The organism is Actinocrispum sp. NPDC049592 (assembly GCF_040675465.1).
Taxonomy (GTDB): domain Bacteria; phylum Actinomycetota; class Actinomycetes; order Mycobacteriales; family Pseudonocardiaceae; genus Kibdelosporangium.
Map to the genome: position 1 here is coordinate 257427 of NZ_JBFAPA010000007.1, position 22823 is coordinate 280249.

The following is a 22823-nucleotide window of genomic DNA, read 5'->3' on the forward strand; positions in this document are numbered from 1 at the left end:
GTGCAGGGCATCGACTTCGTCAAGGGACACGGCACGGAGAACGACTTCGTGGTGCTGCCCGACCCGGACGGCAAGCTGGAGCTGACCCCGGAGCGGGTGCGCGCGCTGTGCGACCGGCGCCGCGGCCTGGGCGCCGACGGCGTGCTTCGGGTCGTGCGCGCGGCCGAGGTCGAGGACGCACCGTCCGATGTGGACTCCGATGCCTGGTTCATGGACTACCGCAACGCCGACGGCTCGATCGCCGAGATGTGCGGCAACGGGGTCCGCGTGTTCGTCGCCTACCTGCGTGAAGCGGGCATGGCCGGTACCGAGTTCGTGGTCGGCACCCGGGCGGGTAACCGCCCGGTGGTCGCGCACGAGGACGGCATGGTCACCGTCCACATGGGACCGGCCCGTATCTTCGGGCGTTCGACGGCGACCATCGGCGGCGAGGCTTTCACCGGTATCGCGGTGGATGTGGGCAACCCGCACCTCGCGTGCCTGGTCGACGACCCGGCCGCGCTCGACCTGGCGGTCCCGCCCGGCTACGACCCGGCGCTGTTCCCGCACGGCGTGAACGTCGAGTTTTCCCACAGGTTCGCGCCGGACGCGATCCGGATGCGCGTGCACGAGCGGGGCGTGGGGGAGACGCGGTCCTGTGGCACCGGAACGGTCGCGGCCGTTGCGGCGATGCTGCACGAGACCGGCGACGGCATCGGCCGGTCCACTGTGGATATTCCGGGTGGTCAGGTCACCGTCGAGATCACCGAGGACGGCAGCACCCTCACCGGGCCCGCGGTTCTGGTGGCGCGGGGTCGGCTTGACCCGGTGTGGTGGTCGGCGTATTGATCATCGTCCGCAGCGGGGAGAACACCACCCACAGCGCGGCCAGTGACATTCCCGCGGCGGCGACCCAGAGCGTCCCGCGCACCCCGATCAGCTCACCGAGCGCGCCGCCGGTGAGCGAGCCGAGCGGGAACGCGCCCCACATCAGGAACCGCATGCTGGCGTTCATCCGGCCCAGCAACCGGTCCGGGCAGATCGACTGCCGGAAGCTGACCTGGGCCACGTTGTACACGATCACGGCGTAACCCGTGCCGAGCAGCCCGAGCACGCCGAGCACGACCAGCCAACCGGGCTGCGCCAACGGGATCAGCGCCTCGAACGGCCCGACGAACAGCATCGCCACCCAGATCGCCCGTGCGGTGCCGATCCTGCGGTACAACCGGTTCGCCGTGGCCGCGCCGAGCGCACCGCCCACCCCGCTGGCCGCGATCACCAGGCCGATCTGCGCGTTCGTCAGCCCCAGATCCCGGGCCAGGAACAACACCGACGACGCGGTCTCCATCATCAGGAAGAAACCGGCGGTGGTCCCGCACAGCGCGATCGCGCGAATGCTCTTGTTGCCGACCACGAACCGCAGGCCCTCGGCGATCTCGGTGCGCAGCCGCCGGTCCGCCACGCGTTCCGGCCGCGGCTCGATCTTCTTGATACGGAGCAGGAACAGCGCCGACACGACGAACCCCAGCCCGATCGACGAGGTCGCGTTGGCCACCCCGGTCAGCTGTGCCAGCCCACCGCCCAAAGCCGGGCCGCTCACCTGCGCGACCGACTGGGACGCCTGTAGTTTCGCGTTGCCCTCCAGCAGTTGGTCGCGGCTGACCAGGGTGGGCAGGTAGGACTGGTAGGACACGTCGAAGAAAACGGTGCACACGCCCACGAAGAGCGCCACGATCACCATCTGGGTCAGCGAAAGCACGCCCAGCCACCAGGAGACCGGGATGCTGAGCATCAGCACCGCCCGCACGACGTCCGCGCGCAGCATCAGCTGCCGTCTTCGCATCCGGTCCACCCACGCACCCGCGGGCAGGCCGATCAGCAGGAACGCGGCCGTTTCCGCGGCCGTGAGCACGCCCATCTGGAACGGCGTCGCCGCCAGCACCGTGACCGCAAGCAAGGGCAACACCGTCTGCCCGACGAACGACCCGAACTGGCTGATCGTGTCGCTGGCCCACAGCAGGCGGAAGTCACGGTGACGGAGAAGGGACACCAAGGCAACATACTGCGATCGCCCGCTCTGCCAGGCGGGAACGAGCGAGGTCGGCCGAGCGTTGTAGCAGGTGGACGGTAAACCAGTCGGCCCGGTATGGGCCGGCGTGCGACCATAGGACGGCATTGACCGATACCACGGCAAAGGACAGGGCCTACTCGATGACGGAAGACTACGCGGAAGAACTGGTCTCGACTGGGGAGCTCGAACTCGAGGACCGTTCCGCGCTACGTCGAGTGGCCGGACTGTCCACCGAGCTCGCCGACATCACCGAGGTCGAATACCGGCAGCTGCGACTGGAACGGGTGGTTCTGGTCGGGGTCTGGACCGACGGGACCGCGGCGCACGCCGAAGCCTCGCTCACCGAGCTGGCCCGGCTGGCCGAGACCGCGGGCTCGGAGGTGCTGGAGGGACTCATCCAGCGGCGTGACCGCCCGGACCCGGCGACCTACGTCGGCTCCGGCAAGGTCGAGGAGGTCCGCGAGGCGGTGATCGCGACCGGCGCGGACACCGTGATCTGCGACGGTGAGCTCTCGCCCGGCCAGCTGCGCCAGCTGGAGACCCGGCTCAAGGTGAAGGTGATCGACCGGACCGCGCTCATCCTGGACATCTTCGCGCAGCACGCGCGGTCCAAGGAGGGCAAGGCGCAGGTCGAGCTCGCCCAGCTGCAGTACCTCATCCCGCGGCTGCGGGGCTGGGGTGAGTCGCTGTCCCGGCAGGCCGGTGGCCGTGCCGGTGGCGGCAACGGCGGTGTGGGTCTGCGCGGACCCGGTGAGACCAAGCTGGAGACCGACCGGCGGCGCATCCGGGCCCGGGTGGCCAAGCTGCGCCGGGAGATCGCGGCGATGGCCGCGGTCCGGGAGACCAAGCGCGGGCGGCGCGTGGCCAACGAGGTGCCCAGCGTGGCGATCGCCGGCTACACCAACGCCGGCAAGTCCAGCCTGCTCAACGCCATCACCGGCGCGGGCGTGCTGGTCGAGGACGCGCTGTTCGCCACGTTGGACGCGACCACGCGGCGGTCGCAGACGCCCGACGGGCGGACGTACACGCTGACCGACACGGTCGGGTTCGTCCGGCACCTGCCGCACCAGCTGATCGAGGCGTTCCGGTCCACCCTGGACGAGGTGGCCGACGCCGACCTGCTGGTGCACGTGGTGGACGGTTCCGACCCGAACCCGGAGTGGCAGGTCAACGCGGTGCGCGAGGTGCTCGGCGAGATCTCCGAGCGCAACGGGGCCGCGATGCCACCGGAGATCCTGGTGGTGAACAAGACCGACGCGGCGGACGAGCTGCAGCTGGCGCGGCTGCGTCACCTGCTGCCGGGCGCGGTGTTCGTGTCCGCGCACAGCGGCGAGGGCCTCGAGGACCTGCGGGAGCGGCTGGCGGCCGAGCTGCCGCGGCCGACCATGGAGGTCGAGGTGCTGGTGCCGTACGGCCGGGGCGAGCTGGTGGCCCGGGTCCACCGGGAGGGTGAGGTGCTCGCGGAGCGTCACACCGCGGACGGCACCCAGCTGCACGCCCGGGTGAACGGTGACCTGGCCGGGGCATTGGGCCAGTTCGCAAGCAACGGCGCCCCTGCCTGACGCGTCTACCCGATGTGACCGGGGAGAAGTGGAAGAGCGCGGCCATGCTGGTTCTCGGCATGGCCGCGCTGCTCGTCGGCACGCCCGCGGCCGCCGAGCCGTCGACCCAGTGCACGGTGTCCGAGCGGTCGATCGGTGAGCTGTCCGGGCTCGTGGCCGACAAGGACCACCTCTACGCGATCAACGACGGCGGCACGAAGCTGAACGTGTTCGTGCTGAACCGGTCCACCTGCAAGCTCGAGAAGTCGATCACCAACAAGGCCGACCCGTACGACGTCGAGGACCTCGCGCGCACCCCGGACGGCGCCTTCTGGCTCGCGGACATCGGTGACAACAACAAGAACCGCGAGACGGTCGCGCTGACCAAGCTGTCCCCGGACGGCAAGACCGCCACGCTGTACCGGCTGACCTATCCGGACGGTGCACACGACGCCGAGGCGTTGCTGATCGACCGCAAGGGCGTGCCCTACATCGTCACCAAGGTGCCGTTGGGAGCCGCCGGCGTGTACCGGCCGGACGGCCCGTTGCAGAGCTCCGGCCCGACGAAGCTGACCCAGGTCGGCTCGGTCGACCTCCAGACCACGGAGACTCCGGGCGGGCCGACCCGCATCCCCCATTCGATCGCTTCGGTGCTGGTCACCGGCGGTGCGGTGGCCGCCGACGGAACCGTCATCGCGTTGCGCACCTACACCGACGCCTACCTCTACAGCGCCCCCGACGGTGACGTCCTCGCGGCCCTGGGCCGCACCCCCGTCCAGGTCCCGCTGCCGAACGAACCCCAGGGCGAGGCCATCGCGTTCGACCCCGACGGCAACCTGCTGTCCGGCTCGGAAGGCGCGGGCCAGCCGATCCACCTCGTCACGGGCGCCACCAGCATGGTGAACCCCAAACCCCAGGGCAGCGGTGGCACGGGGACCTCCGGCACCGGCGGCGCCAAGGGCACCGGCGCGCTCGGCGTCTCGCAGCCCGGCGCCTTCCCGCTCTGGCCGGTCCTGGGCGCGATCGTGGTGATCATCATCCTGGCCTGCGTGCTGTACGTGTTCCTCAGCCGACGCCAGCGCCGCCGTTAGCCGGATCGTCGACCTCGATCCGATGGTGCTCGGGCAGGCCCCCGGGCGTCGGCGACCGGGCGGCCCTGCTCCGCTCCTGCTCTCGTGCTCGATGTGCGGTGTCAGAGGCGGCGCAGGACGGCGACGACCTTGCCGAGGATCGTGGCCTCGTCACCGGGGATCGGGTCATAGGCCTCGTTCTGCGGGAGCAGCCAGACGTGGCCGTCGCGCAGTTTGTAGGTCTTCACGGTGGCCTCGCCGTCGATCATCGCGGCGACGATCTCGCCGTTGTCCGCGACGGACTGCTGGCGCACCACGACCCAGTCGTCGTCGGCGATGGCGGCGTTGATCATCGAGTCGCCGGCGACCTTCAGCAGGAACAGCGAGCCCTCGCCGACGATCTCCTTCGGCAGCGGGAACACGTCCTCCACGGCCTGCTCGGCCAGGATCGGCCCACCGGCGGCGATCCGGCCCAGCACCGGCACGTACGCGGGCGCGGGTGTCGCGAGCGAGGTGTCCTCACCGGCCAGCTGGGCGGCGTCGGCGTCCGGCGGGAGCACGCCGATGGCGCGCGGCCGGTTGTGGTCGCGGCGCAGGTATCCCTTCCGTTCCAGGGCCTTGAGCTGATAGGCCACAGAGGACGTCGAGGTCAGGCCGACGGCCTCGCCGATCTCGCGCACGCTCGGCGGGTAGCCCACCCGCTCGACCCACGCCCTGATCACCTCGAGAACGGCGCGCTGCCGCGGCGGCAGGGTGCCCGAGTCCAAGTCGTCCGCCTGCTCGGGGAAGGGGCGGACGTTGTCGCCCGGTTCTCCTGCCTTGCCGTTACTGTGCTGCGGCACCGCTTCCGCCTCCCAAATGCGTCGCCCACCTGTGGACGAGCTCGATCATCTTCACCGACCGTAGCCCGCCGGGGCCACGAGATCAAACACCTGTTCGAGGGACACGCCGGGAAAGTCTAGGAATTTGTCGGTGCCAGGTGGTAGACAATCGCACGGACGTTCGATCGAACCGTTGTTCGATCGGTTCTGGCGAGAGGATACGACATGGCGGCCCAGGTACGCAGCAAGATTGATCTTCCGCAACCGGCGTCACAACCGGGGACGGCCCAGCCGGCTCCGCAGCGGCCGGTGCTCCGGCTGGTCCCGCCGCTGGAGACGATGCCGAGGCCGCCGCACGCCGAGCCGAGGCGCGCCCCGGCCGCGCGCAGGCGGCCGCGGATCCGGTTCCGCCTGCCGGTGTCGTTCCTGATCGGACTGTCCGTGTTCGCCGCCGTGGTCGGCGTCGGCTTCCTGGCCGGGTCGATGGCCGGCGGCGCGGTGCCCGAGCGGACCGCGATCGTCTGGGTGCAGCCCGGCGAGACCGTCTGGGACGTGGCCAAGCGCTCGGCCCCCGGCTACGACACCGAGGCCGTCGTCGCCAAGATCCGTGCGATGAACGAGATCCCCGCCGACGGCGTGCTGGCCGGCCAGGCCCTGGAAGTCCCGTCCGCCCCTTGATCGGCACTGCCCCTTGGTGAGCACTGCCCCTTGATCCTCAGGGTGTCCCCTCGGCGGGAACCTGGAGGTGGTCGCCGCCCGCCCGCGGGCACGATCCTCCGTGTCCCGTCACCGCGGACGCCGTGTCCCTCCTCGCCGAAACCCGCGACGGTGCCGCCAGCTGGCGCGGGCAGCCGACAAGGCACAACTCCAACAGCTTCGTCCGGCGCCGGTGACGGCCGCTACCGCGCCGCGAGTATCACGAAAACCCTTGTGGCCACAGTGGTCCTGCAGCTCGCCGAAGAGTCCCGGCTGGAGCTATCGGACACTGTGGACAGCTGACTGTGTGGGTCAGCGTTGTTCGAACACGGACTGCATTCCGCTCGAGATGTTCATCCAAAAGGTCACCGGGCGGTCGTTTCAGGCCGAGATGATCCGCCGAATCCTTGTCCCCCTGGGAATGCGACTCGGAAATGCCCGGACCCTCCCGTTCATTCCCCGGTCCGCACGGGCACGTGTATGCCCACAGTGCACACAACAGGCATGTCACATCACCGCGGATGGCGCCCGTCAGTTCACGCCAACCAACGGCGCTGCGGGAGAGTGACCCGGACCCGGGCGCTGACCCGCTCGATGGTCGCCACCCTCTGCCGCTGACCGCCCACCTGGCGTTCCCTCGATCGGCTGATTGCGTCCGGGGCGGAAGTCTGAACGGTCACGGCGTGTGGCGCTGGACACACCATAGTCACGACCGGGCGTTAGTGGCCGTGTCGACTTGCATCGGTAGGGCCTCAGGCATACTGTCACCCCAACATCTAGTAGTTACACCGCTGTATTTAGTCCACAGGTTGGGGCTGGAGCCGGACGAGTTGTCCACTCCCTATCCACATGTCGATCAACAGTGGGGCTGTTGCGGTGACGCACGGGTGTTGACAGGTGACGATGAGTGAGTTGGGGAGGTCGAGATCATGCGGTGCCCGTTCTGCCGGCACTCCGACTCACGCGTGGTCGACTCACGCGAGGTCGACGAGGGCCAGGTCATCCGCCGCCGCCGGTCCTGCTCGAACTGCGGGCGCCGGTTCACCACCGTCGAGGAGGCGGTGCTGGCCGTGGTGAAGCGCTCCGGCGTGACCGAGCCGTTCAGCCGGGACAAGGTCGTGCGCGGAGTGCAACGCGCCTGCCAGGGCCGTCCGGTGGACGAGGACCAGCTGCAGCAGCTGGCGCACCGGGTCGAGGAGTCGATCCGGTCCGGCGGGGTCGCCGAGATCCCGAGCCACGAGGTGGGGCTGGCCATCCTCGGGCCGTTGCGGGAGCTCGACGAGGTGGCGTACCTGCGGTTCGCGAGCGTCTACCGGTCCTTCACCTCGGTGGAGGACTTCGAGAAGGAGATCGTCGAGCTGCGCAGGGCCATCGCGGACAAGGAGAACGAGGCGTGAGTCGCCGCAGGACAGCAAAGCTCGGACCGGATCGGACGGTTTCCCCGGACGTGGCCGTGCCAGGACTAGCAGGAACAGAGGGAGAGGGACTGGTCATGACGGAAACGCCCACGGCCCCGGGGAACAGCAAGGTCAAGGGGCTGACCATGCAGCGCGTGTACACAACGGACGGTGTGCACCCGTACGACGCGGTCACCTGGGAGAAGCGCGATGTGGTGATGACCAACTGGCGCGACGGCTCGGTGAACTTCGAACAGCGCGGCGTGGAGTTCCCCGACTTCTGGTCGGTCAACGCGGTCAACATCGTGACCAGCAAGTACTTCCGCGGCGCGGTGGGCTCCGCGGCCCGCGAGAGCAGCCTGAAGCAGCTGATCGACCGCGTGGTGAAGTCCTATGTGGCCGCGGGCGTCGAGCACGGGTACTTCGCAAGCGCCAAGGACGCCGAGATCTTCGAGCACGAGCTGACCTACATGCTCATGCACCAGGTGTTCAGCTTCAACTCCCCGGTCTGGTTCAACGTCGGCACCGCCTCTCCCCAGCAGGTGTCCGCCTGCTTCATCCTGGCCGTCGACGACACCATGGAGTCGATCCTCAACTGGTACAAGGAAGAGGGGCTGATCTTCAAGGGCGGCTCCGGCGCGGGTCTCAACCTCTCCCGGATCCGCTCGTCCAAGGAGCTGCTGTCCTCCGGCGGCACCGCGTCCGGCCCGGTGTCGTTCATGCGCGGCGCCGACGCGTCCGCGGGCACCATCAAGTCCGGCGGTGCGACCCGCCGCGCGGCCAAGATGGTCGTGCTGGACGTGGACCACCCGGACGTGGAGGAGTTCATCGAGACCAAGGCCAAGGAGGAGCAGAAGATCCGCGTGCTGCGCGACGCGGGCTTCGACATGGACCTCGGCGGCCGGGACATCACCTCGGTGCAGTACCAGAACGCGAACAACTCCATCCGCGTGTCCGACGAGTTCATGCACGCCGTGGAGAACAACAGCCCGTTCGGCCTGCGCGCCCGGATCACCAACGAGGTGATCGAGGAGGTCAACGCCAAGGACCTGTTCCGCAAGCTGGCCAACGCCGCGTGGGAGTGCGCCGACCCCGGCATCCAGTACGACGGCACCATCAACGACTGGCACACCTGCCCGGAGTCGGGCCGGATCACCGCGTCCAACCCGTGCAGCGAGTACATGCACCTGGACAACTCCAGCTGCAACCTGGCGTCGCTGAACCTGATGAAGTTCCTGCGCGAGGACGGCACCTTCGACGCGCCGACCTTCGTCAAGGCGGTCGAGTTCGTCATCACCGCGATGGACATCTCGATCTGCTTCGCCGACTTCCCGACCGAGCCGATCGCCGACACCACCCGCAAGTTCCGTCAGCTGGGCATCGGCTACGCGAACCTGGGCGCGCTGCTGATGGCGACCGCGCACGCGTACGACTCCGAGGGCGGCCGCGCGCTGGCCGCGTCGATCACCTCGCTGATGAACGCGGTGGCCTACCGCCGGTCCGCCGAGCTGGCCGGGGTCGTCGGCCCGTACGAGGGCTACGCCCGCAACGCCGAGCCGCACACCCGCGTGATCCGCAAGCACGCCGCCGCCAACGACCTGATCCGCACGCTGGCCAAGGACGACACCGCGATCCAGAAGCTGGCCGGTGAGGAGTGGCGGTCCGGCCTGGAGATCGGTGGCCGCAACGGCTGGCGCAACGCGCAGGCCTCGGTGCTCGCCCCGACCGGCACCATCGGCCTGATGATGGACTGCGACACCACCGGTGTGGAGCCGGACCTGGCGCTGGTCAAGTTCAAGAAGCTGGTCGGCGGCGGCTCGATGCAGATCGTCAACCAGACCGTGCCGCGCGCGCTGAAGGCCCTGGGCTACCAGGACGAGCAGATCGAGGCGATCGTCGAGTACGTGTCCGAGCACGGCCACGTCGTGGACGCGCCCGGCCTGCGCCGTGAGCACTACGAGGTGTTCGACTGCGCCATGGGCGAGCGGTCCATCGCGCCGATGGGCCACGTCCGGATGATGGCCGCGATCCAGCCGTTCATCTCCGGCGCGATCTCCAAGACGGTGAACATGCCGGAGGCGGCCACCGTCGAGGACGTCGAGGAGATCTACTTCCAGGGCTGGAAGCTGGGCCTCAAGGCGCTGGCCATCTACCGCGACAACTGCAAGGTCGGCCAGCCGCTGTCGGCGGGCCGCTCCGCCCGCGCGGAGAAGACCGCGGAGAAGGAGACGGTCGTCGAGTACCGGCCGGTGCGCAAGCGCCTGCCGAAGAAGCGCCCGTCGCAGACCGTGTCGTTCACCGTCGGCGGTGCCGAGGGCTACCTGCACGCCGGGTCCTACCCGGACGACGGCCTCGGCGAGATCTTCGTCAAGCTCGGCAAGCAGGGCTCGACCCTCGCGGGCGTGATGGACGCGTTCTCGATGTCGATCTCCGTGGGCCTGCAGTACGGGATCCCGCTCGAGTTCTACGTGTCGAAGTTCCAGAACCTGCGCTTCGAGCCGGCCGGCATGACCGACGACCCCGACGTGCGGATCGCCACCAGCGTGCTGGACTACCTGTTCCGCCGCCTGGCCCTGGACTACCTCCCGTTCGAGAAGCGGGCCCAGCTGGGCATCTTCACCGCCGACGAGCGCTCCGCCCAGGTCAACAACGACTACGGCAGCGGCGACGTCGACCTCGAAGCGCTCCGCACCACAGTGGAGTCGGCCCCCGCGGCCTCTGCCCCCGAGCGGAAGGCCTTGCCGGACACCGCTTCCGCGCACAGCAGCACCGAACTGCTTGAGCTGCACCTCGGCACCGTCGCCGACGCCCCGCTCTGCATGACCTGCGGCACCAAGATGCGTCCCGCCGGCTCCTGCTACGTCTGCGAAGGCTGCGGCTCCACCTCCGGCTGCAGCTGAGCCTGATGCCCGGACGAACCGGGCCGGGGCGCTTCGGCACCCCGGCCCGGTTTTTCTTGTTCCGTGACCGCGATCGCGTGCCGCAGCGCCTGGCGAGCATCCGCCAGTTCGGCCGCGCGCCGGTCGAGCCGGGCCAACTGGGCCCGTAGCCGGTTCACGACTCCTGGACAGGGACGAAGCGATCCGTCTTCCCGCGCGCACGGCAGGACCTGCTTGATCAGGGTCGTCGGCAGGCCGGCGGCCAGCAGGGCGCGGATCTGCCGGACCGTCCGCTCGGCTTCGTCGTCGTAGTCGCGGTAGCCGTTCGCGCGGCGGCTCGAGGTGAGCAGGCCGGCCTTCTCGTAGTACCGCAGCAGACGTTCAGCGGTGCCGGTGCGTTTCGCGAGCTGCCCGATCAACATGGTTCCCCCAACCGACTTGACCTTGTCACGGTGTCAACGTCCGACACTGGCGCCACCATTCCTCGTGACCAGGAGAGTTCGTTGATCATCGACGCGCACAGCCATGTCCACGATCCCGTGCACAGCCATGTCGCCCTGCTGGACGAGGCGGGAGTCGACCGCGTCGTACTGTTCGGCACTCGTCCACATCCTGAGCGCGCTATGGATCTGGAGTCGTTGCGGCGTGAGCTGGATGTGCTGCGTTCGACCGTGAGCGGGCAGTCCACCGATGGCTATCAGGCGGCGTGGGACGAGCTTTCGGCGGCGTGCGCGGCCCATCCCGGCCGTTTCATCGGTTTCGGCAAGGTCCGCGTGGACATGGCCGCCGAAGACGTCGAGCGTGAGGTCATCGGCCGTGGTTTGCGGGGGATCGGCGAGCTGACGCCACCGGCCGGGGGAGCCGCCCAGATCGAGCCGGTACTCAAGGCCGCTGCCGACCACGGTGGGCTTCCTGTTGTCGTACACGGGTTTGCTCCCACCACTGCGGCTGATCTCGGATCACTGGCCGGTCTTGCGCGGCGGCATCCACGGGTTCCCCTGGTGATCAGCCAGCTCGGCGGCCTCAACTGGCTGACCGCCATCGAACTGGCCCGCGAGACCCCGAACCTCTACCTCGACCTGTCCACCGCGAACATCATCCTCGCCATCCGCCTCGCCATCGCCGAAGTCCCCGACCGCACCCTGTTCGGTTCCGATGCTCCTTACGGCGACCCGGTTCTCGCTCGTATCGCCGTCGAACGCGTTACCCAGCCAGGAGAACTGCGTGACCGCGTCCTCGGTGGCACGCTCGCGGAGCTACTCGGCCTGTGACAGCCCCGGTGTGTGTCTGGTTAGGACGGTAAGGAACGCTTGGGCGGCTTGGGTTTGGTGGGCGGTGGGGCGGCGGATGGCGACGACGGGGATGCGGGCGTTCATGGTGGGGATGTCGATGACGCGGAGGCTGCCGATGCGGACTTCCTCCCGGATGTTGTTCAACGGCATGAGGGCGATGCCGAGGCCCGCTTCGATCAGGCGTTTCTGGGCGGTGAGGCTGTCGATGGTGGTGATCGTGGGGGCGGTGACGCCCGCGGCGGCCAGGTGGTGTTCGAGCAGGCCGCGGAACGAACCCGAACGCCCGCGTTCCGGCGGGAAACCCAGCCAGGTGTCGTCGCGCAACGCGCTGAGATCCGGGAGGGTGGCGGCGGCGACGGGGTGGTTGGCGGGCACGACGACGTAGAGTTTCTCGTCCCCCAACGGGATCGACTCGAGTTTGGGATCGGGATCCGGGTGGTAGCGCAGGCCCAGGTCGGCCTCGCCGTTGCGCACCAACGCACTCACCTCGCGGCTGGTCGCGGTCCTCAGGTCGACCGACACCGAGGACTCCGCGGTGAACGACCGCAAAGCGTCCACGATGTGCGAGTCGGCCAGGGTTCCGACGATGGCCAGCCGCAAAGTCTGTGCTGCCACCGAACGATCGCGCACCGCCCGTTCCCCGTCGCGCAGAGCGGCCAAAGCGGCCTCGGCGTACGGCAGCAGTGCCCGCCCGGCATCGGTGAGTTCGACTCGCCGACCCACTCGCATGAACAGCTCAGCGCCCAGACCGCGCTCCAGTTCGTGGATCCGGCGGCTGATCGCGGGCTGCGAGCGGTGCAGCCGCCGCGACGCCTCGGTGAACCCGCCCACCTCGGCGATGCACACGAACGTCTCGATCTCATCCACCGTCATTCCATCAGTATTCCTGATGGGCTAGGGCAAGAACTATGCATTTGTGTAATGACAGGTCCAGGGGCACAGTAACCACATGAGCAAAGCCGCGCAGTTCCGTGCCCTGCACGACCGACCGGAGCCCCTCCTGCTGCCGAACCCGTGGGACGCGGGCACCGCTCGCATCCTGGCCGGGATGGGCTTCGAGGCCCTGGCCACCACGAGCCTGGGCGTGGCCCTCGCGAAGGGCCGCACCGGCGCGACCCGCCAGGAGATCCTGGACAACTGCCGCGAGATCGACGCGGCGACCCCGTTGCCCGTCAACGCCGACCTGGAGAACGGCTTCGCGCACGACCCCGAGGAAGCGGCCAAGACCATTGCCCTGGCAGTCGAAGCGGGTGCCGCAGGAGCGTCCATTGAGGACTTCACTGGGGACGGCAGCAACCCCATCTACGACTTCGAACTGGCCGTCGACCGGGTCAGAGCGGCGGTGGAGGTCGCGGGCGATGTGGTCCTCACCGCACGTGCCGAGGGCATCCTGCACCGCGCCAAAGATCTCAACGACACGATCAAACGCTTGCAGGCCTTCGAACAAGCCGGTGCCGACGTGCTCTACGCGCCCGGACTCCGCACCCTGCAAGAGATGCGGGCCGTTGTCTCGGAGGTCGGCAAGCCGGTCAACGTGGTGATGGGGTTCGCCGACCCGTCGATCACGATTGAGCAGCTGGCCGAGATCGGCGTCCGCCGGATCAGCATCGGCGGCGCCTTCGCCCGGCTGGCGCTGAAGTCCTTCATGGACGCGGCCGGCCAGATGCGGGCCGGGCGGTTCGGGTTCGTGGCCGATCTGCCGCCGCTGGCCGAGCTGGTGAAGTCGCTCGGCTGACCCACTTGTTGGGAAATCGTCTGCGGTGCTACGGTCCGAGAGGTTCACAACGGTGACTGCCGTTCATGAACGTGAATAAGTTCCTCGCCGCCTGCTTCAACCGGAACTCCAGTCCGATCTTGAGGTGGAAAGGAACGCGCATGCCTCAACCCTGGCGCTCCGCATGTCTTGCCGTCGCGGGTGCGCTCGCCCTGACTGTGGCGTCCGCGCAAGCCGCACACGCGGCGACGACGATCAATGTGGCCAATGCGGCGCAACTGCAGGCCGCGCTGGCCGCGGCCGAACCCGGCGACACCATCAAACTGGCCGACGGCGACTACGCCGACCAGTTCATCGCCACCACCGCCGGTACCGCCTCAGCGCCGATCACGCTGACCGGCGGGGCCGGTGCGGTGCTGAGCGACCCGAAGTTCAAGGAGAGCGACACCGACTGCCCGTCCGGGCTCACCGGCTACGGCCTGTGGCTCAAGGGCGCGAACTACTGGAACCTCAAGGGGTTCACCGTCACCAGGTCGCGCAAGGGCATCGTCATGGACGCCGCGCAGCACGTGACCATCGACGGCGTCACCGTCAACGACATCGGTTACGAGGCCGTGCACTTCCGCAAGGGCAGCTCGTACGGGGTGATCAAGAACTCCACGATCACCAGGACGGGCACCAAGGAACCCGGCTACGGCGAAGGTGTCTACATTGGATCCGCGAGCAGCAACTGGGGCTGCTACGGGACGAACAACGGCCGCGGCCCGGACGAGAGCAACTTCGTGCAGGTGCTGAACAACAAGATCGGCCCGAACGTCGCGGCCGAGGGCATCGACATCAAGGAAGGCACGCACGACGGCCTGGTGTCCGGCAACACCCTGGACGGCACTGGGGAGAAGAACGCCAACTCGGCCGACTCCACCATCGACGTCAAGGGCAACAACTACACGATCACGGGCAACACGGCGTTCAACGCCTACCTGGACACGTTCCAGACCCATGACGTGTACACGAAGAACGGCTGCGGCAACATCTTCTCGAAGAACAAGCTGACCGTCACCAAGGCGAGCGGCTACGGCATCAACGTGACCTCCCAGGGTTCCTGCAACAGCAACCCGAACAAGGTCGGCGTCTCCAACTCCAGCACCGGAGGCAAGGGCCTGACCAAGATCCCGCTCACCCCCGGCCTATAACCCCAGGTCGGCCCTCGTGAGTGGTTGACACCGGAACAACCGCTCACGAGGGGCTAGGGTGGCAGGGTGCCAGAGGTCTTCGAGCAGCATCGGGCGCGGTTGTTCGGGGTCGCGTACCGGTTGCTCGGCTCCGCCGCGGAGGCCGAAGACGCCGTGCAGGACGCCTTTCTGCGTTGGCACGACGCCGATCCCGACGATATCGAGGTTCCTGCCGCGTGGCTGACCAAAGTGGTAGCGAACCTGTGTCTGACCCGGTTGACATCGGCCCGGGCGCGGCGGGAACGGTATGTGGGAACGTGGTTACCGGAGCCGGTGCTGACCGGCGACGGCGCGCTGGGTCCACTTGAGACGGTCGAGCAACGCGACTCGGTGTCGCTGGGCATGCTCGTGCTGCTGGAACGGCTGACTCCGGTGGAGCGAGCGGTTTTCGTGCTGCGCGAGGCGTTCGGGCACCACCACCGCGAGATCGCCGGCATGCTGGACATCGACGAGGCGCACTCCCGGCAGCTGCACAGCCGGGCGCGCAAGCACGTCACCGATGTGCGCAAACGGTTCAAGGCCGACAAGGCGCACCACCGCCGGATCGTGGAACGGTTTCTGGCGGCGACGCTGACCGGAGACCTTGCCGGGCTGGAAGAACTGCTCGCCGAAGACGTCGTTTCGTGGGCCGACGGCGGTGGCACGGTGACCGCGGCGCGGCGGCCGATCCAGGGCAGGGCCAAGGTGGCGCGGTACCTGCATGGGGTCCACAGCCGGCCCGAGGTCGCGTTCGTCCGGGCCGAGATCGCGGAGGTCAACGGTGCACCCGCGGCGTTGTTGCGGCTCAGTGGGACTCTGGCCGCGATCTTCGCCCTGGAGGTCGACGGTGACCTCATTACCGACATCTGCCTGCTGGTCAACCCGTCGAAACTCGCCTTCGCCACCGCGCAGCTGAGGTGACCGGCGTCACGTCACGGAACGGCTGGCTGTCCAGTCAGGTCGGCGTGAAGCACCGCGTTGTCATTCTCGGCGCTGGATATGCCGGGTTCGGCGCCGCCCGCCGGGCCGCCCGTGTCCTGCGCGACGCCGACATCCAGCTGGTCAGCCGGGCCGGGTTCATCGAACGCGTCCGCATGCACCAGCTCGCCGCCGGCCAGGAGGTTGGGTACCGGCCGCTACCTGGGCGGATGGCCACTGTCACCGGGATCGACCTGGCTAGCCGGATCGTGCACCTCGACGACGGCGAACTCCCGTACGACACGCTGGTCTACGCCCTGGGCAGCAGCGCGGACCTGGAGTCCGTGCCGGGTGTCCGCGAGCACGCGTTCGCCGTCGCCACGCCCGATCAGGCGCTTCGATTGCGGGACAACCTGCCCGGAGCCGACACGGTCGCGGTCGTGGGCGGCGGACTGACCGGGATCGAGACCGCGACTGAGCTCGCCGAGGCTCATCCCGGCCTGCGGGTCTCGTTGGTCAGCGACTCGCCGGTGGGTGGCTGGTTGTCGGTCCGCGCCCAGAAACACGTCAGGAAAGCGTTTGCGCGCCTCGGTGTCTCGCTGTGGGAGTGGCAGCGCATCACGAAGGTCGGGTCCGCGGGGGTGCTTCTCGCCGATGGCCGCGAGCTGTCCGCGGACATGGTCGTGTGGGCGGCCGGGTTCCGCGTGCCACCTCTCGCCGCCTCGTCGGGTCTGGCCGTGGATTCGCGGGGGCGCATCGTGGTGGACTCTCACCTGCGGTCGGTGTCGCATCCCGAGGTCCGGGCGATCGGCGACGCCGCGGCCGCGCCTACTCCTGGCGGCACCGAGACCCGCATGTCGTGTCAGACCGCGTTGCCGATGGGCCGGTATGTCGCCGCGGACCTCGCCCGCACGTTGGCGGGACGTCCGTCCAAGCCCATCAGGATCCGGTACGTCTGGCAGAACATCAGCCTGGGCAGGCACGATGGCGTCACCCAGTTCACCCGCGCCGATGACACCCCCGTCAACGCCGTGCTCACCGGCCGCCTTTCCGCCTGGTTCAAGGAGTTCATCACCCGCAGCGCCGCCTGGCAGACCTCCAGATAGTTTTCACACAACCTCCACGGAATCTTGGCCAACCGACCGTGCGGCTGAATCATCCTTCTGGGTATGACCTTCACCGAATGGGTCGAGAACTTCGAGTCGGCCAGAGCAAGCCGGACGGATGATCCAGAGTGGACACTCGGTGCGCAGCTGCACCCGGCGATCATCCGCAGTGTGCAACGGTTCCAGGTGGGCGAAGCCGGCGACGGCGCCAACCTCATCGCCAAAGCCGCGCACGGTGACCCCGCCTACGCCACCGCGGTCAAGTTGTTCGTGGCGGAGGAACAGAACCACGCGCGGTTACTGGAGCTGTTGCTCACTGCCGCCGGCGCGCCGACCATCTCGGGGCACTGGAGCGACTGGGTGTTCGTCCGGCTGCGACGGGCTTTGGGCCTCCGCCTGGAACTGCTGGTGTTGCTGGTGGCCGAGATCATCGCGTTGCGCTACTACCGCGCCTTGCGCGACGGCACCTCCGATCCGCTGACTGTTGAGGTGGCCAGTCGCATCCTCGCCGACGAAGAACGTCACGTCCCCTTCCACCTCGCCCGCCTGGGCCCACAACGGGGACTCGTGCGGACCGCGTGGAAGGCCCTGTTGATGGGCACGGCCATCGTGGTCGCCCTGGACCACGGTCCGGCCCTGAACCACCTCGGCGTCGGCCGCTGGGAGTTCGTTCTCGACGTCTACCACCACACAGCCATGTAGGTGATGTCACCAGGGTGCAGTTCGATCATTTCGCCGCCACGATGTGCAGGAACAGCGGCATGCGGTGCCACTCGTGGTCCGGGTTGGCATGGTTCACCTCGCGCATCCGGGTGATGACGAACCCGGCGTCGGCGAGGGCTTCGGTGTAGGCCTGCAGCGGCCGGTGGATGCCGTGGAACGTCATCGACAGGCCATCGCGGGTGACCGGGTCGGCGTAGTGTTTGGGTTCGAAGTAGTCGCCGCGGGCCGTGTAGGCGTCGTTTTCGAAACGACCCAACGAGTTGATGGGGTGCACGATCGCGATCACCAGGTGACCGCCGGGCGACAGCACGCGTGCGATCTCGCGGACAGTCTCCGGCATGGGGTCGATGTCGTGCAGGGACATGAACGCGATCACGCAGTCGGCCACCTCGTCCGCCAACGGCAACCTGCTGGAGTCGGCCAGCAGTGCGGTCACCGGTTCCTCGTGGGTCACCACGGCGCGGATCATGTTCGGGGCGCCGTCGATCGCGATCATCCGGTGCCCCACGGCCTGCAGGCTACGGCTGAGCCTGCCTTCCCCGCAGCCGATGTCGAGGGTGAGTCGTCCGGGTTCGGGAAGGAGCTTGACGAACGCGGGCCAGTGGAAGTCGCGGAAGTAGTGGTCGTGCGCCGGTGTCCTGGCCCACGCGACCCACTCGTCGGCGTGCGAATTCCAGCTGTCCAACAGAGCCATACCACCTACTATCCCAACAATGCGCGTGTTCCTGCAGACCCCACGGCTGATCCTGCGCGATTTCGAACCCGCGGACGTGGACCACCTGGTGTCGTTGGACAGCGACCCTGCGGTGATGCGCTACCTCACCGGCGGTAAGCCAACTCCCCGGGAGACCATCGAACAGAACCTGCACACCCCAGGTCGTTGGGCAGCTGTGACTCACGAAGGCTTGTTTCTTGGCTGGTTCTCGCTGCGACCCACTGGTCGTGATGAGGCCGAGTTGGGCTACCGGCTGGTGTCTCGTTGCTGGGGCCAGGGTTACGCCACCGAAGGCGCCCGCACCTTGGTCCACAAAGGACTTGCGGACGGCCTGCGGCGGATCTTCGCGCAAACGATGGCCGTCAACCTCGCGTCGCGCCGGGTGATGGAGAAGGCCGGGTTGAGCTACGTCCGGACGTTCCACCTGGACTGGGACGACCCGATCGACGGCTTCGAGCTCGGCGAGGTGGAGTACGAGGTGCTCAGCCGTTCTTAGCGCGGAAGACGCGGACCTTGTTGCGGTTGCCGCAGCGTTCCATCGAGCACCAGCGGCGGTTGTTCGACCTCGAGGTGTCCAGGAACAGGAGCTTGCAGTCCGCCGCGGAACATTCGTGCACGCGTTTGCTGTCGACGGCCACGAGGTGGATGGCCTCGTCGGCGAGCAGGCCGAGAACCTGCCGGCCGGTGATCGGCGTGGCCCACGTGAGCTGACCGTCACCGCCGATCTGGGGGATCGGCGTGGCTCCGGCGGCCGCGTTGAGGACATCAATGTCCTTGACCGGCTCCCCGTGGGCGAGGGCCGGCGCGACCTCGTGCATGGCGTCGCGGAAGTCCTTGACGGCGGCCAGTTCCTTGGGCGTGATCCGGAAGTCCACTTCGGACACCGGCACGGTGATGGCCATCCGTGACTCGGTCAGCCACCCGGCGAGGTCCTTGGGTGTGTTCAGGTCCTCCCAGAGCCGGCCGTAGGGTGTGGGGCCGCCCGTGAGCAGCAGTTCCAGCACCAGGCTGCCGGGGTCGAACCGGTAGCGCTGGCCGTCCTTGCCAGTGAGCGTCCTTGTGCCCTTCGCCATGTAACCAGTATAGTCGGTGTCTCAACCGGCATAGGGGGTTACATGGTCACCGGTCAGACGAAGGACGTGGGCTTCAACATCGGCGTGTCCAAGACGATCGACGTGCCGCTGCCCGACGTGTGGGACTTCATGCTCAGCGACGAAGGCCTCCGCCTCTGGCTGGGCGAAGGCGCCGACCTCAAACTCAAGGAGCCCTACGAGACCGTCGACGGCACCGTCGGCGAAGTCCGCAGCCTCCACCCCCACGACCGCGTGCGCCTGACGTGGCGCCCCCACGACTGGGATCACGACACCACCGTGCAGGTCACGGTGTCGACCAGCGGCCAGAAAACCGTCCTGCGCTTCCACCAGGAATGGCTCGCCGACGCCACCGAACGCGAAACCCAACGCACCCACTGGAAAGCCGTCATGGAAAAGGTCCTCGCCCACCTCACCCCATAACGCCGTGCCCCCACAAACATCCCCCGCCCTCCCAGGGGGCGGCCCCAAGGTCAGTCTATCGAGGGTGGGAGGGGCGAGGGAGGGGGTTGCCGGGGGGTGTGGACAGGTCGGGGGTGCGAGTGGCGGATTGAGTGGTTCGCATGGTGCGGGAGAGGTTCGTAGGCGGCTGGTCAGGCGAGGACTGTGGGTGGGTCACTTGGGGACCAGGTGGGTGGCCCGGTGGGGTGGAATCGTGGGGCACCTGGTGAGACGAGGACCGTAGGTGGGGCTTACCGAGGGACTGGGTGGGTGGTTACCAGGTGGGGAGGGGTTCGCGGGCGGTGCGCCAGGGGGTGGGGATGCCGTCGGCGCCGGTGTGGGCGGCGATGATTCCGCCGACGATGGCGCTGGTGGTGTCGATGTCGCCGCCGGCGGCGATGCAGGTGCGGATGGCGGTGGGGTAGTCGGTGAGGTGGGTCGCGGCGACCCAGAGGGTGAAGGGGACGGTGTCCTGCGCCAGCACCTGCGAGCCGTTGCCGAGGGTGTAGGCGGCTTCTTCGGCGGACTTGCCGAGGAGGGTACGGGCCTGGGCGATCAGCGTCCGGGTTTTGCTGGGCGGCAGGTGGTCCAGGACCTCGGTGATGAAGTCGTGCGGGGTGGGGTGGGACTCGGCCGCTATTCCTGCCGCCAGGGCGACGGCCACCGCACCGGCGATGCCTTCGGGGTGCATGTGCGTGACTTCGGCGGAAAGTGTTGCCTGGGCGGCGATTTTGCCCGGGTCGCCGGCGAAGTGGGCGCCGAGTGGGGCGACGCGCATGGCGGCGCCGTTGCCGCACGAGCCGGTGCCGTCGAAGGCGGCGCTCGAAACGTCCCGCCACAGCCTGCCCCGGCGGATCTGGCCCAACGTCACCACCGCGCCCGCGCCGTAGCCCCGGTACGGCTCGAACCGGGTGGCAAAGGTCCTGGCGAGCCGATCCTGGTCTATCTCACCGTGATCGCGCAGCTCCGCGACGAGGTTGCACGCCATTTCGGTGTCATCGGTCCACTCCCACGGACCGGGCGGCAGGGCCGCGAGCGAACGGCCGGGCACGAAGAACTGAGCCCCCAAGGCATCCCCGACAGACAATCCTTCCAACGAGTCGAACATGGTCACAGCGGCCAACGTACCCCAGGGAACGCCTCCAGCGACAGCGACTCGAACGCGGCGGCGATATCCGTGACCTCCCAACGGTCCCGCGTCAGCACCGGCGGCTTGCGGGCCGGTTGCTGCACGATGTGCAGGGTGTCGGCGAAGCGGATGATCTGGCCGGTGACACCCGCGGCGAGGTCGCTCAGCAGGAACGTGACCATCGGGGCCATCTTGTCGGGGGTGTCCGCGGGGTTGGTGCGGGCCAGGGGATCCGCGACGGCCATGCGGGTCCATGCCAAGGGGCACAAGGCGTTCACCCGCACGCCGAACGGTTCCAGGTCCACCGCCCAGGACACCGTCATCGACGCGATCGCGCCCTTGGACGCCGAGTAGGTCCCGGTGGTGCGCTGACCCAGCATGGCCAGCGAGCCGATGTTCACGATCGCGCCGCTGCGCTGGGCGTGCATCGCTTGCGCCGCAACGGTTCCGCAGTACATCGCGCCGATCACGTTGACCTCGATCAGCGCCCGGATCGCCTCGGGGGTCTCCTCCCACGGCGGTGCCATGTGCCGCAGGCCAGCGTTGTTCACCAGGCCGTCGATCGCGCCGAACTCGGTGACACACAAGTCGATGAGCGCACGCACCTGGTCCGGATCGGTCACATCCGCCCGCCCGGCGACCGTTCTGCCGCCGAAGGCCTCGATTTCCGCAACGACCGATTCGACCTCGTCGATGTCGTTGACCACGACCGCCGCGCCGGAATTCGCGGCGTGCAAAGCGAACGCGCGGCCCAGCCCGCGGCCGGCGCCGGTGACGACCACGGCCTTGCCGTCCAACACTCCCATGATCTTGAGTAAACCCCGTCGGCACCGGTTGTGATCCACCGTTCGGCCGATCATCGCCCGGGGTGGTGAAGCCCGGGGGAGTAGCCTTCCCCCGGGCCTCGAGGTGCCGCCCATTGGGCACACCAGCACGTTCAAGGGTGCGGATCAGTCGTCAGTTCCGGCGTGTCATCCCTTTAGACCACGGCCCACCGAAGCTGAGCCGGCTGGAGTCGAACCAGCATCTCGACGGCGTTTCGCCCGCACCCGGTCGATCTGGCGATCGGCGGCGAATACTGAAACTGGAGCGATAGTGTGAACTTCAGTGCGGGACCGGGTGCCTCTTCCGGGTTGGGCTACCCCGCCTCGAATGGCAGGGGGAGGGATCGAACCTCCACTGGGCCGGGCCCTGATTCAGACTCACGTTGTCAGTCTCAGCTTGCGCTCCTGGCGCATCGCCAGCCTATCGCACCGGGATCGGCTCAGGCGAACAGATAGCCGAAGATCTTCTCGCCCGTCCTGCGCTGGGTGATCTCCGTGTGGTTGGCCTCCTCGCGGGCGAACTTCACCGCCTGCTGCAGCTTCTCCACCCGCTCGACCAGCTCGTTGATCCGCTTGGCTGGCAACGCACCGGAGAACTTCACCGTCTTCCAGTACCCGACGACGACGTCCTCGTAGTACACCTCGACCTGAGCCGGGTGCTTCTCGGTCGCCTCCGCCTTCACGTGGTTGCGCGGGATCTTCTTGGTACGCACGGTCTGCACCGGGTCGGTGGCCCAGCAGTCGGCCGATGCGTCGTACTCCCACGACTCCGCGGCGTCCAGCGTCGGCAGCTTGCGGACGAACGTCAGGATGTCGACGAGCTGCTTCTCCAGGAACAGCAAGTAGGTGATGGGCACGTCGGTCAGCAGCGTCTCGCCGTCGACGACGACGTTCGCGGTGGCCGTGCAGTTCGCCCAGTCCTTTGTGGCCGTCACGTCGAACAGGCGCGACAGGATCTCCGCGGTGCGCGCGATCGTCTCCTCGCCCTTCACCTGGACCTTGGTCGACTCCGGCGGCAGCTGCTCGCCCTCCTCGTCCTTCGGCCGGTAGGTGCGCGAGATCCCGGCCAGCAGCCCGGTCTTCTGCAACGCGTGGTGCGCCTCGGTCAGCTCCTGGAACGAACGGCTCTTGATGCCCTTCTCGACCGCGACGATCTGATTGAGCCGTGTCATGGCTCCCCCTCTTGATTCGTTAAGTTGGCAGGC

At 68.2% G+C, this 22823-nt stretch carries 25 protein-coding genes and 1 tRNA gene; 15 read left to right on the forward strand and 11 right to left on the reverse strand.

Annotated elements, in window-relative coordinates; genetic code table 11:
• Window positions 1-828: a diaminopimelate epimerase gene (gene dapF, locus AB0J95_RS20115; protein WP_364759490.1), complete on the forward strand. Its 828-nt coding sequence runs from the start codon at window positions 1-3 to the stop codon at window positions 826-828.
• Here the strand turns inward: dapF and AB0J95_RS20120 are convergent.
• Window positions 764-2029 carry an MFS transporter gene (locus AB0J95_RS20120; protein ID WP_364759493.1) on the reverse strand — a complete coding sequence of 422 codons (1266 nt, stop codon included), beginning with the start codon at window positions 2027-2029 and terminating at the stop codon, window positions 764-766. The two genes, dapF and AB0J95_RS20120, sit on opposite strands and share 65 nt — an antisense overlap.
• Window positions 2030-2190: 161 nt before the next feature.
• On the opposite strand from AB0J95_RS20120, the gene hflX reads away from it, so the two are divergent.
• Entirely contained in the window at window positions 2191-3612 is a 1422-nt protein-coding gene (gene hflX, locus AB0J95_RS20125) for a GTPase HflX (RefSeq protein ID WP_364759496.1), read from the forward strand.
• A gap of 14 nt (window positions 3613-3626) precedes the next feature.
• On the forward strand, window positions 3627-4682 hold the full coding sequence (locus tag AB0J95_RS20130) for a hypothetical protein (RefSeq protein WP_364759499.1): 1056 nt from the start codon (window positions 3627-3629) through the stop codon (window positions 4680-4682).
• Between the two features lie 101 nt (window positions 4683-4783).
• On the opposite strand, the gene lexA is transcribed toward AB0J95_RS20130, so the two are convergent.
• A complete protein-coding gene (gene lexA / locus AB0J95_RS20135) occupies window positions 4784-5428 on the reverse strand; it encodes a transcriptional repressor LexA (RefSeq protein WP_364759985.1) in 645 nt (214 codons plus the stop codon).
• 279 nt (window positions 5429-5707) lie between these two features.
• On the opposite strand from lexA, the gene AB0J95_RS20140 reads away from it, so the two are divergent.
• Window positions 5708-6160, forward strand: coding sequence for a LysM peptidoglycan-binding domain-containing protein (locus AB0J95_RS20140; RefSeq protein WP_364759502.1), 453 nt, complete (start codon window positions 5708-5710; stop codon window positions 6158-6160).
• A gap of 150 nt (window positions 6161-6310) precedes the next feature.
• The gene (locus tag AB0J95_RS20145) at window positions 6311-6481 is read left to right on the forward strand and encodes a serine hydrolase (protein WP_364759505.1); all 171 of its coding nucleotides are present in this window, start codon (window positions 6311-6313) and stop codon (window positions 6479-6481) included.
• Between the two features lie 228 nt (window positions 6482-6709).
• Here the strand turns inward: AB0J95_RS20145 and AB0J95_RS20150 are convergent, their stop codons facing one another.
• Complete coding sequence (locus tag AB0J95_RS20150) at window positions 6710-6946, reverse strand: phage DNA packaging protein J (RefSeq protein WP_364759508.1); 237 nt, start codon at window positions 6944-6946, stop codon at window positions 6710-6712.
• Window positions 6947-7107: 161 nt separating this feature from the next.
• On the opposite strand from AB0J95_RS20150, the gene nrdR reads away from it, so the two are divergent.
• Window positions 7108-7575 (forward strand): transcriptional regulator NrdR, encoded by a 468-nt coding sequence (gene nrdR, locus AB0J95_RS20155; RefSeq protein WP_364759511.1) that lies wholly within the window; start codon window positions 7108-7110, stop codon window positions 7573-7575.
• 95 nt (window positions 7576-7670) lie between these two features.
• Window positions 7671-10475, forward strand: coding sequence for a vitamin B12-dependent ribonucleotide reductase (locus tag AB0J95_RS20160; protein WP_364759513.1), 2805 nt, complete (start codon window positions 7671-7673; stop codon window positions 10473-10475).
• Here AB0J95_RS20160 and AB0J95_RS20165 read toward each other — a convergent pair.
• A complete protein-coding gene (locus tag AB0J95_RS20165; RefSeq protein ID WP_364759516.1) occupies window positions 10433-10876 on the reverse strand; it encodes a MerR family transcriptional regulator in 444 nt (147 codons plus the stop codon). The genes AB0J95_RS20160 and AB0J95_RS20165 overlap by 43 nt on opposite strands.
• A gap of 30 nt (window positions 10877-10906) precedes the next feature.
• Here AB0J95_RS20165 and AB0J95_RS20170 point away from each other — a divergent pair, with 30 nt between their 5' ends.
• Window positions 10907-11725, forward strand: a complete 819-nt coding sequence (locus AB0J95_RS20170; protein WP_364759519.1) for an amidohydrolase family protein — start codon at window positions 10907-10909, stop codon at window positions 11723-11725.
• Here the strand turns inward: AB0J95_RS20170 and AB0J95_RS20175 are convergent.
• The gene (locus tag AB0J95_RS20175) at window positions 11711-12619 is read right to left on the reverse strand and encodes a LysR family transcriptional regulator (protein ID WP_364759522.1); all 909 of its coding nucleotides are present in this window, start codon (window positions 12617-12619) and stop codon (window positions 11711-11713) included. The two genes, AB0J95_RS20170 and AB0J95_RS20175, sit on opposite strands and share 15 nt — an antisense overlap.
• 76 nt (window positions 12620-12695) lie before the next feature.
• On the opposite strand from AB0J95_RS20175, the gene AB0J95_RS20180 reads away from it, so the two are divergent.
• The 5 genes from AB0J95_RS20180 (at window position 12696) to AB0J95_RS20200 (ending at window position 17397) form a co-directional block, all read left to right on the forward strand.
• A complete protein-coding gene (locus AB0J95_RS20180; RefSeq protein ID WP_364759525.1) occupies window positions 12696-13481 on the forward strand; it encodes an isocitrate lyase/phosphoenolpyruvate mutase family protein in 786 nt (261 codons plus the stop codon).
• A gap of 140 nt (window positions 13482-13621) precedes the next feature.
• Window positions 13622-14653 (forward strand): right-handed parallel beta-helix repeat-containing protein, encoded by a 1032-nt coding sequence (locus tag AB0J95_RS20185; RefSeq protein ID WP_364759528.1) that lies wholly within the window; start codon window positions 13622-13624, stop codon window positions 14651-14653.
• Between the two features lie 66 nt (window positions 14654-14719).
• Window positions 14720-15592: an RNA polymerase sigma-70 factor gene (locus AB0J95_RS20190; RefSeq protein ID WP_364759531.1), complete on the forward strand. Its 873-nt coding sequence runs from the start codon at window positions 14720-14722 to the stop codon at window positions 15590-15592.
• Entirely contained in the window at window positions 15589-16695 is a 1107-nt protein-coding gene (locus AB0J95_RS20195; protein WP_364759534.1) for an FAD-dependent oxidoreductase, read from the forward strand. Before AB0J95_RS20190 ends, AB0J95_RS20195 begins: the two co-directional genes overlap by 4 nt.
• Window positions 16696-16758: 63 nt before the next feature.
• The gene (locus AB0J95_RS20200) at window positions 16759-17397 is read left to right on the forward strand and encodes a ferritin-like domain-containing protein (protein ID WP_364759537.1); all 639 of its coding nucleotides are present in this window, start codon (window positions 16759-16761) and stop codon (window positions 17395-17397) included.
• Window positions 17398-17422: 25 nt separating this feature from the next.
• Here the strand turns inward: AB0J95_RS20200 and AB0J95_RS20205 are convergent, their stop codons facing one another.
• Window positions 17423-18112: a class I SAM-dependent methyltransferase gene (locus AB0J95_RS20205; RefSeq protein ID WP_364759540.1), complete on the reverse strand. Its 690-nt coding sequence runs from the start codon at window positions 18110-18112 to the stop codon at window positions 17423-17425.
• 19 nt (window positions 18113-18131) lie between these two features.
• On the opposite strand from AB0J95_RS20205, the gene AB0J95_RS20210 reads away from it, so the two are divergent.
• Window positions 18132-18629: a GNAT family N-acetyltransferase gene (locus AB0J95_RS20210; RefSeq protein WP_364759543.1), complete on the forward strand. Its 498-nt coding sequence runs from the start codon at window positions 18132-18134 to the stop codon at window positions 18627-18629.
• Here AB0J95_RS20210 and AB0J95_RS20215 read toward each other — a convergent pair.
• Window positions 18616-19206: a CGNR zinc finger domain-containing protein gene (locus AB0J95_RS20215; protein WP_364759546.1), complete on the reverse strand. Its 591-nt coding sequence runs from the start codon at window positions 19204-19206 to the stop codon at window positions 18616-18618. The genes AB0J95_RS20210 and AB0J95_RS20215 overlap by 14 nt on opposite strands.
• A 42-nt stretch (window positions 19207-19248) precedes the next feature.
• Between AB0J95_RS20215 and AB0J95_RS20220 the strand changes: the two genes are divergently transcribed.
• The gene (locus tag AB0J95_RS20220; protein ID WP_364759549.1) at window positions 19249-19647 is read left to right on the forward strand and encodes an SRPBCC domain-containing protein; all 399 of its coding nucleotides are present in this window, start codon (window positions 19249-19251) and stop codon (window positions 19645-19647) included.
• A gap of 292 nt (window positions 19648-19939) precedes the next feature.
• Here the strand turns inward: AB0J95_RS20220 and AB0J95_RS20225 are convergent, their stop codons facing one another.
• The 4 genes from AB0J95_RS20225 to AB0J95_RS20240 form a co-directional block, all read right to left on the reverse strand.
• The gene (locus AB0J95_RS20225) at window positions 19940-20773 is read right to left on the reverse strand and encodes an ADP-ribosylglycohydrolase family protein (RefSeq protein ID WP_364759988.1); all 834 of its coding nucleotides are present in this window, start codon (window positions 20771-20773) and stop codon (window positions 19940-19942) included.
• Window positions 20774-20775: 2 nt separating this feature from the next.
• On the reverse strand, window positions 20776-21600 hold the full coding sequence (locus AB0J95_RS20230; protein ID WP_364759552.1) for an SDR family oxidoreductase: 825 nt from the start codon (window positions 21598-21600) through the stop codon (window positions 20776-20778).
• A 194-nt stretch (window positions 21601-21794) separates the two neighbouring features.
• A tRNA-OTHER gene (locus tag AB0J95_RS20235) sits at window positions 21795-21940 on the reverse strand.
• Window positions 21941-22058: 118 nt separating this feature from the next.
• Window positions 22059-22790, reverse strand: coding sequence for a hypothetical protein (locus AB0J95_RS20240; protein ID WP_364759555.1), 732 nt, complete (start codon window positions 22788-22790; stop codon window positions 22059-22061).
• Between the last annotated feature and the right edge of the window lie 33 nt (window positions 22791-22823).

Bases quoted from the DNA above. Each gene is read 5' to 3' on its own strand.
- AB0J95_RS20200 (WP_364759537.1), top strand. From the start codon at position 16,759: ATGACCTTCACCGAATGGGTCGAGAACTTCGAGTCGGCCAGAGCAAGC.
- AB0J95_RS20230 (WP_364759552.1), bottom strand. From the start codon at position 21,600: ATGGGAGTGTTGGACGGCAAGGCCGTGGTCGTCACCGGCGCCGGCCGC.
- AB0J95_RS20220 (WP_364759549.1), top strand. From the start codon at position 19,249: ATGGTCACCGGTCAGACGAAGGACGTGGGCTTCAACATCGGCGTGTCC.
- AB0J95_RS20240 (WP_364759555.1), bottom strand. From the start codon at position 22,790: ATGACACGGCTCAATCAGATCGTCGCGGTCGAGAAGGGCATCAAGAGC.
- AB0J95_RS20180 (WP_364759525.1), top strand. From the start codon at position 12,696: ATGAGCAAAGCCGCGCAGTTCCGTGCCCTGCACGACCGACCGGAGCCC.
- AB0J95_RS20215 (WP_364759546.1), bottom strand. From the start codon at position 19,206: ATGGCGAAGGGCACAAGGACGCTCACTGGCAAGGACGGCCAGCGCTAC.
- AB0J95_RS20225 (WP_364759988.1), bottom strand. From the start codon at position 20,773: ATGTTCGACTCGTTGGAAGGATTGTCTGTCGGGGATGCCTTGGGGGCT.
- AB0J95_RS20165 (WP_364759516.1), bottom strand. From the start codon at position 10,876: ATGTTGATCGGGCAGCTCGCGAAACGCACCGGCACCGCTGAACGTCTG.
- AB0J95_RS20160 (WP_364759513.1), top strand. From the start codon at position 7,671: ATGACGGAAACGCCCACGGCCCCGGGGAACAGCAAGGTCAAGGGGCTG.
- AB0J95_RS20175 (WP_364759522.1), bottom strand. From the start codon at position 12,619: ATGACGGTGGATGAGATCGAGACGTTCGTGTGCATCGCCGAGGTGGGC.
- hflX (WP_364759496.1), top strand. From the start codon at position 2,191: ATGACGGAAGACTACGCGGAAGAACTGGTCTCGACTGGGGAGCTCGAA.
- AB0J95_RS20205 (WP_364759540.1), bottom strand. From the start codon at position 18,112: ATGGCTCTGTTGGACAGCTGGAATTCGCACGCCGACGAGTGGGTCGCG.
- AB0J95_RS20210 (WP_364759543.1), top strand. From the start codon at position 18,132: ATGCGCGTGTTCCTGCAGACCCCACGGCTGATCCTGCGCGATTTCGAA.
- nrdR (WP_364759511.1), top strand. From the start codon at position 7,108: ATGCGGTGCCCGTTCTGCCGGCACTCCGACTCACGCGTGGTCGACTCA.
- AB0J95_RS20140 (WP_364759502.1), top strand. From the start codon at position 5,708: ATGGCGGCCCAGGTACGCAGCAAGATTGATCTTCCGCAACCGGCGTCA.
- AB0J95_RS20185 (WP_364759528.1), top strand. From the start codon at position 13,622: ATGCCTCAACCCTGGCGCTCCGCATGTCTTGCCGTCGCGGGTGCGCTC.